This is a genomic window from Streptomyces sp. NPDC059524, from assembly GCF_042749255.1.
In the GTDB taxonomy this organism is placed as follows: domain Bacteria; phylum Actinomycetota; class Actinomycetes; order Streptomycetales; family Streptomycetaceae; genus Streptomyces; species Streptomyces xanthii.
Map to the genome: position 1 here is coordinate 1 of NZ_JBHYTK010000177.1, position 14,384 is coordinate 14,384.

Annotated in this window: 10 protein-coding genes and 1 pseudogene; 9 read left to right on the plus strand and 2 right to left on the minus strand. The window is 75.1% G+C overall.

All coding sequences use genetic code 11. The features are described from left to right. The first annotated feature begins 143 nt into the window (after nucleotides 1-143). Nucleotides 144-1,013 carry an SGNH/GDSL hydrolase family protein gene (locus ACFW9D_RS33315; RefSeq protein ID WP_384628269.1) on the plus strand — a complete coding sequence of 290 codons (870 nt, stop codon included), beginning with the start codon at nucleotides 144-146 and terminating at the stop codon, nucleotides 1,011-1,013. On the opposite strand, the gene ACFW9D_RS33320 is transcribed toward ACFW9D_RS33315, so the two are convergent. Further along, nucleotides 1,010-1,765: a DUF1838 family protein gene (locus ACFW9D_RS33320; RefSeq protein ID WP_384628271.1), complete on the minus strand. Its 756-nt coding sequence runs from the start codon at nucleotides 1,763-1,765 to the stop codon at nucleotides 1,010-1,012. The genes ACFW9D_RS33315 and ACFW9D_RS33320 overlap by 4 nt on opposite strands. A 154-nt stretch (nucleotides 1,766-1,919) precedes the next feature. Between ACFW9D_RS33320 and ACFW9D_RS33325 the strand changes: the two genes are divergently transcribed. The 5 genes from ACFW9D_RS33325 (at nucleotide 1,920) to ACFW9D_RS33345 (ending at nucleotide 9,995) form a co-directional block, all read left to right on the plus strand. Further along, nucleotides 1,920-2,618 carry a GntR family transcriptional regulator gene (locus ACFW9D_RS33325; protein ID WP_188340091.1) on the plus strand — a complete coding sequence of 233 codons (699 nt, stop codon included), beginning with the start codon at nucleotides 1,920-1,922 and terminating at the stop codon, nucleotides 2,616-2,618. Nucleotides 2,619-2,710: 92 nt separating this feature from the next. Then, complete coding sequence (locus ACFW9D_RS33330; protein ID WP_384628274.1) at nucleotides 2,711-4,237, plus strand: hypothetical protein; 1,527 nt, start codon at nucleotides 2,711-2,713, stop codon at nucleotides 4,235-4,237. Continuing rightward, nucleotides 4,234-4,356, plus strand: a complete 123-nt coding sequence (locus tag ACFW9D_RS33335) for a hypothetical protein (protein WP_384628277.1) — start codon at nucleotides 4,234-4,236, stop codon at nucleotides 4,354-4,356. The genes ACFW9D_RS33330 and ACFW9D_RS33335 overlap by 4 nt, the downstream gene beginning before the upstream one ends. Next, the gene (locus tag ACFW9D_RS33340; RefSeq protein WP_188340094.1) at nucleotides 4,353-5,252 is read left to right on the plus strand and encodes a hypothetical protein; all 900 of its coding nucleotides are present in this window, start codon (nucleotides 4,353-4,355) and stop codon (nucleotides 5,250-5,252) included. Before ACFW9D_RS33335 ends, ACFW9D_RS33340 begins: the two co-directional genes overlap by 4 nt. A 48-nt stretch (nucleotides 5,253-5,300) precedes the next feature. After that, entirely contained in the window at nucleotides 5,301-9,995 is a 4,695-nt protein-coding gene (locus tag ACFW9D_RS33345) for a hypothetical protein (RefSeq protein ID WP_384628280.1), read from the plus strand. 59 nt (nucleotides 9,996-10,054) lie between these two features. Here ACFW9D_RS33345 and ACFW9D_RS33350 read toward each other — a convergent pair whose 3' ends face one another. Continuing rightward, nucleotides 10,055-10,582, minus strand: a complete 528-nt coding sequence (locus ACFW9D_RS33350; protein WP_384628290.1) for a hypothetical protein — start codon at nucleotides 10,580-10,582, stop codon at nucleotides 10,055-10,057. A gap of 347 nt (nucleotides 10,583-10,929) precedes the next feature. On the opposite strand from ACFW9D_RS33350, the gene ACFW9D_RS33355 reads away from it, so the two are divergent. From ACFW9D_RS33355 to ACFW9D_RS33365, 3 genes and pseudogenes are all read left to right on the plus strand, one after another. Further along, nucleotides 10,930-13,710 (plus strand): nitrate- and nitrite sensing domain-containing protein, encoded by a 2,781-nt coding sequence (locus tag ACFW9D_RS33355; RefSeq protein ID WP_384628282.1) that lies wholly within the window; start codon nucleotides 10,930-10,932, stop codon nucleotides 13,708-13,710. Next, nucleotides 13,707-14,144 carry a roadblock/LC7 domain-containing protein gene (locus ACFW9D_RS33360; protein ID WP_384628285.1) on the plus strand — a complete coding sequence of 146 codons (438 nt, stop codon included), beginning with the start codon at nucleotides 13,707-13,709 and terminating at the stop codon, nucleotides 14,142-14,144. The genes ACFW9D_RS33355 and ACFW9D_RS33360 overlap by 4 nt, the downstream gene beginning before the upstream one ends. A gap of 9 nt (nucleotides 14,145-14,153) precedes the next feature. After that, nucleotides 14,154-14,384, plus strand: a pseudogene (locus ACFW9D_RS33365) (hypothetical protein); the annotation flags it as partial.

Here is a 14,384-nt window from a genome sequence, read left to right on the forward strand (position 1 = left end):
GCGCGGGCGTCCGAGATCCGCGGGGACTCGGCGGTGCCCGCGTCCGGGGCCGCACACGACGCGCCGGTGCGGGTCGCCGGACCAGTACGCGAGGTGATCGGGGCCGCGCGGCGGACGGCCGACGTCCCGGAACGGAGGGCGGCGTGAAGGCCCTGCGGTACGCGGCGCTCGGGGACGCCCCCCCCGAGGGGATCGGGGACCCCGTGGACGGCCGTCCACGGGGTTGGGCGGCGCTGCTCGCCGGCGGACTCACGCCCGGTGAACGGCCCGTCGAGTTCCGCAACTTCGCGGCCAGTGGCGCCCAGACCGGCGACGTGCTCACCCGGCAGCTGCCCGCCGCGCTGGCCTTCGGCCCCGACCTCGCCTCCGTGATCGTCGGCGTCAACGACACCCTGCGCCGCACCTTCGACGTCCACGCGGTGGCCACCCGGCTCGACACCGTCTACGGGGCGTTCGGTGCGCGCGGCACCGTCGTGTTCACCGCCTGCCTGCCCGACCCCGGAGCCCTCCTGGGACTCCCCGGCGCCCTGGCCCGCCCTCTCGGGCGCCGCCAGGACGCCGTGAACTCCGTGGTCCACGCCCTCTCCGAGCGGCACGGAGCGCTTCATCTGCACGCCTGCGACGACGGCTGGGTCGCCGACCGAGCCCTGTGGAGCGCGGACCGGCTGCACCCGGGGGAGCGCGGCCACCGGCTGCTCGCCGCCCGCGCGCACGCCGTGCTGGCCGCCGCCGGGGTGGCCCGCGGAACGGCCCCGGACCTCGCGCCCGAGCGGCCCGCGCCGACCCGGGCGGCCGGCCTGTGGTGGCTGGCCACCGCGGGCACCGGCTGGGTCGCCCGGCGCTGCACCGACCTGCTGCCGAACCTGCTGGCCCTCGCCGCCGACGAGGTGCGGCACGGGGTGCGGGGGACCGGCGCGCGGCTCGACGTACGCGCCTCCGCGGCGGTCGCCTCCGCGCTGTCCTCCCTGACCGTCCGCGCAGGGCCCGAAGGGCCCCGGGTGCGGGCCGGCTAGCCCCGCTCGGGCGGGTGGAGCCGGCGGAAGTACGTCCAGCTCGTCTCGTTCGGCTCGCTCCACTTCTCGGGGGCGCGGGCGAACTCCGGGTGCCGCGCGGCCACGTACGCGCGCGTGCGCTCGGGAACCTCCTCGTACGCGCCGAGTTTGCGCCCCCGGCAGTGGAAGGTCAGCCCGCCCGGCCGCTGCCCCCGCTCCATCCAGGGCAGCCACGGGGACTGCCGGGTCCACGACATCGTCGCGGGAACGCTCGGCGCGGACCCGGCCAGATCGCCCCGGCCGGCGAAGAACTGGAAGAGCTCCAGGGCCCGGTAGGTGTCGCCGGACGAGTGGACCGGGTAGTCGGCCACGGGCAGGGGCGAGGGGTAGGCGAGCGGGATCTCCAGGCTGAAGCAGAGCTGCTCGCCCAGCTCGGTCGTCGGGACCGGGAAGGGGCGCCACTTCTGGTTCGCCGGGTCGTTCCAGACGTGCACCACCGGCAGGCCGTTCCAGGTCTCCAGGATCTCGCGGGTGACGGGATCCAGATAGAAGGCGGCTTCCCGGGACAGCAACCGGTAGGCGTCCGGACCCTGTTCGGCGTCCTCCACGAGGCGCGCGACATTGAACCCCTCGAAGCCGAAGAGCCGCACGTACGGCTCGTCCGGCGCCCAGGAGTACACGTCCCCCGACCACCAGTAGGTGACCTCCGCGCCGTCGAGCGAGGCCCGGGTGCGGGCGAAGGAACGGAGCCGGTCCACGGGTGTCGTCGTCATGATCGGTACTCTGCGCGAGCGGCGCCCGCCCCACGCCTAATTGGCGGCCTTTTTATGGGCCTCTTTCGGACACATCTCCTCATGGGCGGAGATCGTTCAACGATCCTTCGATACGCATGTTGTCTCGTTCCTGGATCTGCGCTTGAATGCGCCCGTGGCCACGGAAGAACTGCACGCACTCGCGGACGACCGCGCGCTGCTGGGACGCACCAGCACCGCGGAGCGCGTCGCCGACATCCTCCGCAGCCGGATCGCGGAGGGCTTCTTCCTGCCCGGCACCCGGCTCTCCGAGGACAGCATCGGCGGCGCCCTCGGCGTCTCGCGCAACACCCTGCGCGAGTCCTTCCGCCTGCTCACCCACGAGCGCCTGCTCGAACACCGGCTCAACCGCGGCGTGTTCGTCCGGGTCCTCAGCGTCGACGACGTCCAGGACATCTACCGCACCCGGAGCATGATCGAGTGCGCCGTCGTCCGCTCGCTCGGCCGGCCGCCCTACGCCCTCGACCGCGTGGCCGCAGCCGTCGCCGAGGGACAGCGCGGCGCGAAGAAGCGCGAGTGGAAGGTCGTCTCCACCGCCAACATCCACTTCCACCAGGAACTCGTCGCCCTCGCCGGCAGCGAGCGCACCGACGAACTGATGCGCAGCGTCCTCGCCGAACTGCGCCTCGCCTTCCACGTCGTCGACGACCCGCGCCGCCTCCACGAGCCCTACCTCGTCCGCAACCAGGAGATCGTCGACACCCTCGCCGAGGGCCGCAGGGACGCCGCCGAGAAGCTGCTCGCCGACTACCTCGACGACTCCCGCGACGGTCTCGTCGAGGCCTACACCCAGCGCCTGCCGCACGACGCCTGACGCCTCGCGCGCCGCCCGCCACGGCCGCTCGCCGGCCCAGGGCATTAGCGCCGTTTCGACCGTTGTCAGACCCAGCGCCTACTCTGTCCTGCGTGACTTCGCCTGCCACCACGGACTCCGCTCCGCCCCAGCTCAGCGCGGCGCCGCGACCCGCACCGGGCCCGGCCGCCGACGAAGGGCTCGCGCGGCGGCTGCGCGCGCTCGCCTGCACCGCGCCGCTGCACGACCTGGACGTGCGCAAGGCCAATCTCGCGGGCGAGTACTCGACGTACGGCATGGCCGAGGTGGCGCTCTCCGCGATCGACCTCGTGACGCTGAACATGGACTTCGACACGGGCGCCGACCACGAGCAGATAGTGGCTCGTCTGCTGCCCCGCGTCGCCGCCCAGGCCCCGGGACGCCCCGCCGCCGAGCACGAGCGCGTGGCCCGCTGGGTCCTGGAGAACCTGATCAACGTCGGCAGCGTGGACCGCGGCTTCCGCGCCGTCTACGGCACCTTCGGCCCCGACGGCACGTACGTCCGCAGGGACTACGACTTCAAGCTCATCGAGGAGGTCCCCGGCTACGGGGGCGGCGTCTACCTGCGCACGACCGACGAGGCGGTCAACGTGCTGGTGGGCGCCCTCGACACGGACGTGACCAGCGCACAGATCGCCGCCGAGGTGAAGCTGGAGGTGCTGATCAGCCGCGGCCGCCTCGCCGACGCCCAGCTCGCCGCCGAGCAGGCCCGCTACCGGACGGTCCAGTACTCGGAGACCCTCCGCAAGGCGCTCGACGCGACCCGGCGCAATGTCCGCGCGGTCGACTGGCTCCAGGCCGTCCCCGACATGATCGCCGAGGCCCTCGACCACGTGGCCGACCGCTACCGCCACGAGAACGCGATCCTGACGAACATCCGCAAGGCTCGCGACGAGTCGGAGGAGCCCGAGCACAAGCGCCGCGCCGCCGAGCTCGTCGACATCGTCAAGGACTGCATCCGCCGCCACACCCAGCTCCAGTCCCGCCTCCTGGAGGCCGGGCCGCTCTTCCGCGCCGAGCAGGACCGCCAGGCCTTCGCCGCCCCCACCACCCGCACCGGCCTCGACCTGTACGGGCAGCTCGTCGCCCCCCTGCTGCCGCTCCCCGTGGAGAGCGCGATCAAGGTGACCGACGCGTTCTTCGCCCGCGGCACCGGCCTGCGCACGCCTGTCTCGGTCCGCGTCGGCGACCTCGTCGACATCCTGCTCACCCCGCCCCAGGAGCGTGAGCATCTCGGCGCCGAGATGCCCGAGCCGGACCTCATCGCGACCCCGGACGACAGCCGGTTCAGCGAGGAGCAGCTCGCGAGCGCCATGGAGCTGCTCGACCTGCCCTCCGACGCGCCCCGCCGGCTCTCGGGCCTGCTCGCCGAGGCCCGCACCCGCGATCCCGAACTGCCGTACCTGGTCGCCCTGCTGGCCGTCCACGCGGCGAGCCCGCCGGTCGGCACCGCCTACCGTCAGGGCGAGCCGAAGCTGCTGTTCGCCGTGGACGACGGCACCGAGCTCGACGACCTCGAGTTCGGCGGCGCCGACCTCATCGTCGGCACCGCGCTGCTCGACGCCGCCGGCATGGCCGCCGACCGGACGGAGGCCGCATGACGCGCGCCACCGCACCCGCCACCGCACGCACCGCCTGGCCCGGCACCATGGACGACCCCGCACGCACCTCCGCGGGAACCGCAGCATCCGCAGGAAACACCGAGGAGCACCGCCCGTGACCGAGCACCCCGAAGAGCACGCCGAGTGGGGCGAGCCCGAGGCACCCGGCACCGGACCGGTCAGGGCCCCCGCGTCCGTCACCCCGGCCGACGCCGCCGACGCGGCCCGCCTGGTCTCCTTCGGCCTCCAGCCCAAGCTCCAGCCCTCCCGCGACCAGGAGTACGCCGAACTGCTGCGCCGCTACCGGGAGGACCCCGCGTTCGCCCGTCTAGCCGACGCCGTCGCCACCGGCCTCGGCCTCGTCGTCCTGGAGGTGTCCCCGCGCGCGGGCATGGCCGTCACCGCCGCCGAGGACTCCGTGTTCGCCGTCCGCATGGGTGACTACGCGCGCCGTACCGCCGCCGACTCCACCGACCGCTTCCTGCACGGCCTCGCCCACCTCGCCGTCGCCGCGCTCGCCTTCCCCCGCCCCGAGGACCTCGCCGACGACGGCTACATCGGCCGCGTGAGTGTCAACGGGGTGGACGCGTTCGTCCGCCAGGCCTGCACCAAGCTGGAGGAGCGCGCAGAGGAGGAGGGGGAGAACACGGACCCGGCGACCGACGCCCCCGGCCTCGAAGCCGCCTGGCGGATCTGGGCCCGGCGCAGCTCCACGGGCGCCACCAAGGACGCGCGCAGACTCGCCGGTTCGACCACCGGCATCGTCGGCAAGGCGCTCGCCTTCCTCACCGACTCCGGCTTCCTGCAGCGCACCGGGGACGACGGCGGCGGCACCTACCGCACCACGGCGCGCTACCAGCTCCAGGTCCGCGACATGGCCGGCACCGCCGCCATGGCCGAGCTCCTCGACCTGGGCGTGGTCCCGGTGACCGACGGCTCCGCCACCCTGCTGCCGCCGATGGACGAGGAAGCGGCCGGGCTCGTCGCCGACGCCGGTCTGCCCTTCCACTCCTGACCGGGCCCGCCCCCACCTGAACTTCCGTACCTACCACGAGAGTCCGCCATGTACGAGCTGTCCCGGGTCCGCCTCTACTCCATCGGGCCTGCCGGTGCGCGCTACGCCGACACCGTGCTCGACCTGCGAGGAGTGGGCGCGCCGGTGCCCGACCCCGCGCCCCAGCAGGCGGAGTTCTTCGAGGACGAGCCCGTGGGCCCGCCGCGCCGCCCCGCCCCCGCCGGCGTGCTGTTCCTGGAGAACGGCGGCGGCAAGTCGGTCCTGCTCAAGCTGATCTTCTCCGTGATGCTCCCCGGCCACCGGAACACGCTGGGCGGTGCCAGCTCCGGCGTGCTGCGCAAGTTCCTCCTCGCCGAGGACTGCGGACACGTCGCCCTGGAGTGGCAGCACACCCTCACGGGCGAACTGGTCGTGGTCGGCAAGGTCAGCGAATGGCGCGGCCGCCAGGTCTCCAACGACCCGCGGAAGTTCGCCGAGGCCTGGTACTCCTTCCGGCCCGGCCCCGGCATGAGCCTGGACGCCCTGCCCGTCGCCGAGGCCACCGCCGTGCGCCCCGTCGCCGAAGGTGCCTCGGGCGCCCAGGGCCGCCGCCGCACCATGAAGGGCTTCCGCGACGCCCTCACCGAGGCGGGCAAGGCGTACGCCCACCTGGAGGTGCACTGGGAGGAGATCCACGACCGGTGGAACGAGCACCTCGGCGACCTGGGCCTGGACCCCGAACTGTTCCGCTACCAGCGGGAGATGAACGCGGACGAGGGCGAGGCCGCCGGCCTGTTCGCCGTCAAGAAGGACTCCGACTTCACCGACCTGCTGCTGCGCGCCGTCACCGACACCCGTGACACCGACGGCCTCGCCGACCTCGTGGGCGGGTTCGGGAACAAGCTGGGCCGGCGCGCCGAGTTGATCGCCGAGCGCGACTTCACCGCAGGCTCCGTCGACCTGCTCACCCGTATCGTCGAAGCCGCCGACACCCGCGCCCGCGCCCGCGACATCCACACCGCCTCCGAGCGCCGCACCCGCACCCTCGCCCGCCGCCTCTCCGCCCGCGCCGCCGTCGAGCGGGGCCGCGCCGGCGACCTCGCCCAGCAGGTCACCGCCGCCGCGCACACCGTCACCGGCGCCGACACGGCCCGCGAGCGCAGCGCCCTGATCGCGGCCGAACTGGCCTACCGGCACGCCTCCCTGGCGCTCGCCGGCGCCGAGAAGGCCGCCGCCGCCCAGAAGCGCGAACTGGCCGACGCCCGCACCCTGTACGCCGCCTGGCAGGCCGCCGAGGCCGTGCTGCGCCACCGCGCCGCCGCCGACCGCTCCGCGCGCGTGGCCGTCGCCATCCGCGAGGCCGAGCGCGACGCCGCCCCCGCCCTCGCCGCCCGCGCCAAGGCCGCCTCCGATCTCGTACGGGCCCTGCACGGCGCCGCCGAGAAGGCCGAGCAGCACGCCAACGAGGAGGAGGCGCGCTCCGCCGTCCTCCAGGAGGCGGGCGAGACCGCGCACCGCGACGCGACCGCCGCCGCCACCGAGGCCCAGCGCGCCCGCAGCGAGCTCGGGCACCTGCGCCAGCGCCTGGCCGAGGTCGAGCAGGAGACCGCCGAGGCCGTCCGGGCCGGCTGGATCGACGACAGCGCGCCCGACGCCGACCCGGCCCGCGCCGCGCTCGCCGCCGCCGACGCCGAGAAGACCACCGTCGCCGCCTGGGACACCGCCCGCGAGGCCGCCCGCCGTGCCACGGAGCACGCGCGCGAGGCCGCCGCCGCGGAGGTCCGCGCCGAGCTCACCGCGGCCCGCGCCGCCGACGCCGCGAGCGCCGCGGAGCGCGCCCATCGCGACGAGGAGCGCACCGCCGCCTCCCTCGCCGAGGAGGAGCGCCTCGCCGCGCTGCTCGGCACCGGCGGCACCCCCCTCGCGGAGGAGGAGAACTTCGGCGCGGCGGGCGGCGGCTTCCCCGGCGCCGTCCGCGCCCGCGCCGTCGCCGGCCTCGTCCCGCAGCCCCGCACCGACAGCGCGACCAGCACCGAGGGCCGGCTCACCGCGGAGGACCTGGACCGCGCCGCCGACGACCTCAAGGTGCTGCTCGACGACTCGGTGGCCTCCGCCGAGCGCCGCCTGTTCGAGCTGCGCACCGCAGCCGCCGACGACGCCCGCATCCTCGGCGCCCTCGGCGACGGCGGCCTCCTGCCGCCCGGCCCCGACGTCCTCGCCACCGTCGAGTACCTGGGCGAGCACGGCATCCCCGCGCTCCCGGGCTGGCGCTACCTCGCCCAGGCCGTCGACCCGGCCGACCACGCGCGCGTGCTCGCCGCCCGGCCCGAGCTCGTCGACGGCGTCATCATCACCGACCCCGACTCGCACGCCCGCGCCCGCGAGACCCTCGCCGGCGCCGCCCTGCTGCCCCGCTCCGCCGTCGCGGTCGGCACGGCGGCCGCGCTGCTCGCCCCGACCCCGGCCGAGCCGGCGCCCGGCACCGACGACACCGGCGTCTTCCTCGTGCCGCCGAACCCGGCCATGCACGACGAGCACGCCGCCGACGAGGAGCGCCAGGCCCTGCGCGAGCGTGCCGCGCTGCGCGACGAGGACATCCGGGTGCTCGCCGCCCGCCTCGGCAAGGACCGCGAGCTGGCCGCCCGCCTCTCCTCCTGGCGATCCGGCTGCCCCGCCGGCCGCCTCGCGGAGCTGGCGGCGGCCGCCCGCGACGCCCGTGCCTTCGCCGAGGAGGCCGAGGCCGAGCTCGCCGAGGCCCGCACCGCGCGCGCCGAGGCCGACGAGACGGCCGCCGAGGCGATCCATGTGCGCGACGAGCGTCAGGAGGCCGCGCAGAAGGCCCGCCGCGCCGCCGACGCACTCGCCGGACTCGCCTACCGGCTGCGCGAGCGCGCCGCCTGGCAGGCCAAGGTCCGTGAACTGGCGGACGAGGCCGTCGAGTCCGAGGCCCGCGCCCAGACCTGCCTGGAGCGCGCCCGCGCCGCCGACGAGGACCGCCGCGCCGCCCAGCGCTCCGCCGACGACGCCCACCGCACCGCCCGCACCCTGCGCGCCGAGCGCGCCGAGATCGCCGGCGCCCCCGACGACGTACCGGAGGGCGAGACCCCGCAGGCCTCGCTGCCCGCGCTGCGCGAGGCGTACCGGGCCGCCTCCCAGGTCTACGAGAAGGTCGGCGTCGGCGCCGACCTGCGCGCCGAGCAGGCCCGCGCGGAGAGCGACGAGTCCGCCGCCCTCGCCGAGCTGGACCGGCTCAGCAACAAGGTCCGCACCCGTGCCGCCGCCCTCCTCGAATCGCCCGAGGGCTCGGACGGGCCCTCCCGGCAGGCCGCCGCGGCCCGCGCCGAGGAGCTGGTCCAGCTCCTGGAGACCCGCGCCTCCACCGCCAGCGAGCAGCTCGGCCGGCTGCGCGGCGAGGCCGAGCGGCACGCCCCCGAGGACGACGCCGACGCGCACACCGAGCTGCCCGAGGAGCTCGTCCCGGACGGCACCGAGCACGCCCAGACCCTGCTGCGCACGGCGACGGGCGAACTGGCGGCGCACACCGAGGCGCTGAGCGCCGCGCGCGCCGCCCACGCCGAGCTGCTCGACGCCCACCGCGCCGCCGAGGACGGGGCGGGCGGCTTCGACGAGACCGCGGCCCTCCTGCGCGACCTTCTCCGCGACCACACCGCGGACGCCGACGAGCAGGAGGAGCCCGAGCCCTACCCCGGCTCCCTGGAAGAGGCCCGCCGGGCCGCCGCCGAGTCCCGGCGCTCGCTGCGCGGCTGCGCCGCCGACCTGTCCACCGCCGAGGCCGCCGTCCGCGAGGCGAGCGACATCCTCGTACGGCACGCGAACTCGACGCGGTACGAGCAGGTGCGCACGCCCGCGCGGCAGCAGATCCGGGAGCTGCCCGCGGTGGCGCTGCCGGAGCACGCGCAGAAGTGGGCCGACGCGTTCGCCCCCCGGCTGCGCGTCCTCACCGACGAACTGGCCCAGCTGGAGCGCAACAGGGACTCGATCGTGGACCGTCTGCGCGGCCTCGTGGAGTCCTCGCTGGCCACGCTGCGCTCCGCCCAGCGCCTGTCCCGGCTTCCGGAGGGGCTCGGCGAGTGGTCCGGCCAGGAGTTCCTGCGGATCCGCTTCGAGGAGCCCGACCAGGCCACGCTCACCGAGCGGCTGGGCGAGGTGGTCGACGAGGCGACCCGCGCGGCCGTCAAGAAGAACTCGGACCTGCGCCGCGACGGCATGTCCCTGCTGCTGCGCGGTGTCAGCGCCGCCCTTCAGCCGAAGGGCATCGCCGTCGAGATCCTCAAGCCCGACGCGGTGCTGCGCGCCGAGCGCGTGCCGGTCGGGCAGATGGGCGACGTGTTCTCCGGCGGGCAGCTGCTCACCGCGGCCATCGCCCTGTACTGCACGATGGCGGCGCTGCGCTCGAACGACCGGGGGCGTGACAAGCACCGGCACGCCGGCACCCTGTTCCTCGACAACCCGATCGGCCGGGCCAACGCGACGTACCTGCTGGAGCTCCAGCGCGCCGTGTCGGACGCGCTCGGGGTGCAACTGCTCTACACCACCGGCCTGTTCGACACGACGGCCCTCGCCGAGTTCCCCCTCGTCATCCGGCTGCGCAACGACGCGGACCTGAGGGCCGGGCTGAAGTACATCAGCGTGGAGGAGCATCTGCGTCCCGGACTGCCGCAGCAGGACCCGGAGGGCGAGACCGTGCACGGCGAGATCACGGCCACCCGCATGTACCGCAAGCCGGAGCCGCAGGCGGGCTGACCGCGCGGCCTGCCGACCGGATGACCGACCGGCAGGCCGGCGGCTCCGTCAGCAGGGCGTCAGGTGTGCTTCAGCCGGCCGCCGGCCCCGCCGTGTCCCCGTATGTTCTCGGGGGCGCGGCGGGCCGCACGACGGGCCCGGCGCCGCTCTCTGCGCAGCTGCCGGGCCGTGCTGGCGGGGGCGGAGACCACCCCGTTGCGCTGGTTCCACACCTGGCGGGTCACCCAGACGTCCAGGACGCCCCAGGTCGCGACGACGGTGCTGCCGACACTGCTGAGAACCATGGGGAACGCGAGCCACGAGTCGGCCAGGGTGCACAGCACGGCGATCACGGCCTGAATCAGCGTCAGCGCCACTATGAGCACGGCCCGCACGGCGGCCGTCCGCACCGGATCGGGCATGCGCCGCCTCGCCGCCGGCTCCTCGACCCACAGCTCCCTGCGCCCTGCCGTGCCCATCGCCACGTCACTCCCCACCACTTCCAGACGCCGCCCGAACCGATGGTGCGCATCGGCACTGCTGAGTGACTGCCCGGTTTGCTCCGATTCACGCCGCCTCGGCGGCCCCTGCCCCGCATCGCTCGTGATCTGTGCCGGTGACCCGCGCCCGTGATCCGTGTTCGCGATCTCTGAGTACGACGACCGGCGCCCGTGAAAGATTCCCGAATCCGGACAACTGGCCGACTCCACAGGACAGGAGCGAAGGATTCCGGCCAACCGGCCGGACAAGCGGACGGATCTTGTTCGATCGGCCGTGGTCGATCACGGGCCGCAATCTCCCGCAATGCCCGGACAACTCCCGATGCCCCCAAGGCCGTTCGGCCGAACACCATCCGGACAGGCCTTCGAGATGGTGCCGTCGCAGTAGTAGGCTCGCGCCGTTTGTTGACGCACATGTGTGCCCCCTGACCGCGGGGGCGATCTTGGGGGAGGCCATGCGCTTTCGCGGGAAGTCGATCCGCCGGAAGATCGTGGCGTTGCTGCTGGTGCCGTTGTTGTCCCTGACCGCCGTCTGGGCCTTCGCCACCGTCATCACGGGCCGCGCCGCAGTACAGCTCGTCACGGCGGGGAAGATCACCGACTCGCTGGCGATCCCGCTGGTCGACACCAGCCGCTTCCTCCAGGACGAACGGCGCCAGACCCTCGTCTATCTCGCGGACCCGCGCGCCTCCGAGGCCCAGTCCGCGCTGCGCGCCAAGCGCACCGCCTCCGACGAGGCCCTGTCCGACTTCAAGGAGCGGGCCCGCGACGCCGGCGCCCGCGACGACCTGGACGACCGGACCCGGGCCACCCTCGACGCCGCGGTCGAAGGCTTCGAAGGCATCGAGTCCCTGCGCCGCAACGTCGACGAGGGCACCGTCACCCGCGTCCAGGCCCTCGACTTCTACACCCGGCTCATCGCGCCGACCTACGAGTTCCTGCTCGACCTCACCGCGCTCGACGACGCGGTCCTCGAGCGCGAGGGCCGCGCCCTCGCCGGCCTCGTCCGGGCCCGCGAACTCCTCTCCCAGGAAGACGCCCTGGTCGGCTCCGGGCTCGTCGCCCGCCGCCTGACCCGCCTCGAACTGCGCCAGGTCTCCGACCTCGCCGCCCAGCGCACCCTGCTCTACGACACCAGCCTCGCCCTCCTGCCCGGCGACGAGCGCGCCCGCTACGAGCGGTACTGGAAGAGCCCCGACACCGCCCCCCTGCGCACGGCCGAGAACGCGGTCGTGAAGGGCATGCCCGGCGTCCCGCGCGGGGTCACCGCACAGAGCTGGGACCAGGCCGCCGGCACCGTCCTCGGCGACCTCGTCGACCGCGACCAGGCCGCCGGCGACCGCTACCAGGAACGCGCCCGCCCCACCGTCCTGAAGATCTTCTTCCTCGCCGGCGTCGCCGGAGTCCTCGGCCTGCTCGCCCTGCTCTTCTCCCTGTTCCTGTCGGTCCGCATCGGCCGCAGCCTGGTGCGCGACCTGCGCCGCCTGCGCCAGGAGGCCCACGAGGCGTCCGGCGTCCGGCTCCCGAGCGTCATGCGCCGCCTCGCCACCGGCGAGGAGGTCGACATCGAGACCGAGGCCCCGCGCCTCGAGTACGACAAGGACGAGATCGGGCAGGTCGGCCAGGCCCTCAACACCCTCCAGCGGTCCGCCGTCGAGGCCGCCGTCAAGCAGGCCGAACTGCGCCGCGGCGTCTCCGAGGTCTTCGTCAACCTCGCCCGCCGCAGCCAGGTCCTGCTGCACAAGCAGCTCACCCTGCTCGACACCATGGAGCGCCGCACCGAGGACACCGACGAACTCGCCGACCTGTTCCGCCTCGACCACCTCACCACCCGCATGCGCCGCCACGCCGAGGGCCTCGTGATCCTCTCCGGCGCCGCCCCCTCCCGCCAGTGGCGCAAGCCCGTCCAGCTCATGGACATCGTTCGGGCCTCCGTCGCCGAGGTCGAGGACTACGAGCGCATCGAGGTCCGCCGGCTGCCCCGCATCGCCGTGACCGGACCGGCCGTCGCCGACGTCACCCACCTCGTCGCCGAACTCCTCGAGAACGCCACGGTGTTCTCCCCGCCGCACACCGCCGTCCAGGTCCTCGGCGAGCGCGTCGCCAACGGGTTCACGCTGGAGATCCACGACCGCGGCCTCGGCATCCCGCCCGACGCCCTGCTCGACGCCAACCTGCGGCTCGCCGAGACCCCCGAGTTCGAGCTCTCCGACACCGACCGGCTCGGCCTCTTCGTCGTCAGCCGCCTCGCCCAGCGGCAGAACGTCCGCGTCTCCCTCCAGCCCTCCCCGTACGGCGGCACGACGGCCGTCGTCTTCCTTCCCGACGCGCTGCTCACGGACGAAGCCCCGGACACCGAGGGCGCCGGCTTCCGGCTCGACCGGCCCGACGCGGCGCGCCGCGCACAGAGCATGAAGCGCGGCGAGCGGACCGGCGGCCGCGACGGACTGCCCGGCCTGCCGCCCTCCGTGCTCGACGGCCCGGTGGAGCTCGAAGCCCCGCTGGCCACCTCCGACATGACGGACTTCCCCGGCGCCCTCGGCGACGAGGACAGCGAGCGCGGCGGCCTCTTCCGCCCGCGCCGCCCCGTCGCCGGACCGGCCGGCGAGCAGCACCAGAAGGCCGAGGAACCCGAGCGGGACCGGGCCGGGGACGGCGAGCGCGCGGACGCGCCCGGCGGACTGGTGGCACTGCCCCGCCGCCGCACGCCCAAGCTCGTCAGCTCGCACGGCCGTCCCGTCACGCACGACCGCCCCGGCGACCGTGACCGCGCCGCCGAGCCGGGCGAGCGGCACGACCGCGACGGCGACCGGCGCCGCCCGGAGCCCCTGCGCGGCGGACCGGTCCGCGGCGCGGCCGAGCCGACCCCGCTCGGCGACCTGCCCCGCCGCAGGGCCCGCGCCGCCGAACCGGTCCGCGAGACCCCGGCCGCGACACCCGCACCGGCGCCCGACCCGCAGGGCCCGCAGGAGCAGACCTCCGGGGCGCTGCCGCGCCGCGTGCGCCAGGCCAGCCTGGCACCGCAGTTGAAGGACGGACCGGACCGGCGCGGCGACCGCGCCCCCGGCCGCGAGGAGACCGCCTCCGCCGATCCCGCCGACCGTGACGCCGACGAGGTGCGCAGCCGTATGGCCTCGCTCCAGCGCGGCTGGCGGCGGGGCCGGGCGGAGAACGCCGCGAGTGCCGGCTCCGACGGCACAGCACAGGGAACGACATCTGAGGGGGACGGTCGATGACCGCACCGAAGGCCGGCGCACCGACCACGAACGGTGGCTCGAGGGAGCTCAACTGGCTCCTCGACGACCTGGTCGAACGCGTCGCCGGCATCCGCAAGGCGCTCGTGCTCTCCGGGGACGGACTGCCCACCGGGGTCTCCAAGGACCTCGACCGGGAGGACAGCGAGCATCTCGCCGCCGTCGCCTCCGGCTTCCACAGCCTCGCCAAGGGCGTCGGACGCCACTTCGACGCGGGCGGTGTCCGGCAGACGGTCGTCGAGCTCGACGACGCCTTCCTGTTCGTCACCGCCGCCGGTGACGGCAGCTGCCTGGCCGTCCTCTCCGACTCGGACTCCGACGTCGGCCTCGTCGCCTACGAGATGACCCTGCTGGTCAAGCGGGTCGGCGCACATCTCGGGGCCGCGCCGCGCACGGATCTGCCCGGTGGGGGGTAACGGGTCGGTATGAGTGCAGACGGTCAGGGGACGCAGGAGACGCACCACTGGTTCGACGACGAGGCAGGGCCCGTGGTGCGCCCGTACGCCATGACACGCGGCCGCACCACCAGCGCGGCCCAGCATCGCCTCGACCTGATCGCGGTCGGGGGGGCGGGGCCCCCCCCCCCCCTCCCGGCGCCCCGCCCCAACCCCGCGGCCGCCCCGGGGCGGGGCGGAGCGGCGGGCGGGGGCCGGGCC